Origin of the sequence: Virgibacillus sp. M23 (assembly GCF_034190895.1) — a bacterium.
Classification (GTDB): Bacteria; Bacillota; Bacilli; order Bacillales; family Amphibacillaceae; genus Virgibacillus; species Virgibacillus salarius.
This window is the reverse complement of the sequence record NZ_JAWDHA010000238.1, coordinates 1-468: the sequence shown is the minus strand read 5'-3', so window position 1 is coordinate 468 and position 468 is coordinate 1. Positions and strand designations below refer to the sequence as shown.

Here is a 468-nt window from a genome sequence, read left to right as displayed (position 1 = left end):
AAGGATAGGCCTTTACCAGGTGAAAAAGCAAGTAGGCATGTGGAAGTTTGCGAAAGCCATGTCAAGATTACTTGGTAAGAATAGTAATGAAATTTCTGTATCCTATTATGGAGATGGAGAGACTATCCGTTATGTCGACTATTGGAACGATAAAAACCAGCTTATAAAGAGAGAGGAATATACCAAGAACGGAAACTTAGTTCTCGTTACTCATTATGATGTGCAGCTAAACAAGATGTATCTGCAGGAATATATTAATGACAAAAATCAAGTATATTTAGACAAACTCTATGTATGGAACAATGAAGAAAAAGATGTTCAATTATCTCATATTATATGGTACTCCCTTGAAGGTGAGATAAAAGTAAAAGATGAATCGGAACTGCGTCAATATTGGATAGAATATCTGCAAAAAGAAAATGATAAACCTAAGTTGTTTTTAGTGGACAGCAGACCGCAAGACAAACA

At 34.6% G+C, this 468-nt stretch carries 1 protein-coding gene; it reads left to right on the top strand.

Annotation, left to right across the window (positions count from 1 at the left end):
• Positions 1-468, top strand: a 468-nt coding sequence (locus RVS70_RS22300; protein ID WP_321134894.1) for an alpha-glucosyltransferase N-terminal domain-containing protein, incomplete at both ends; no start/stop codon positions are given.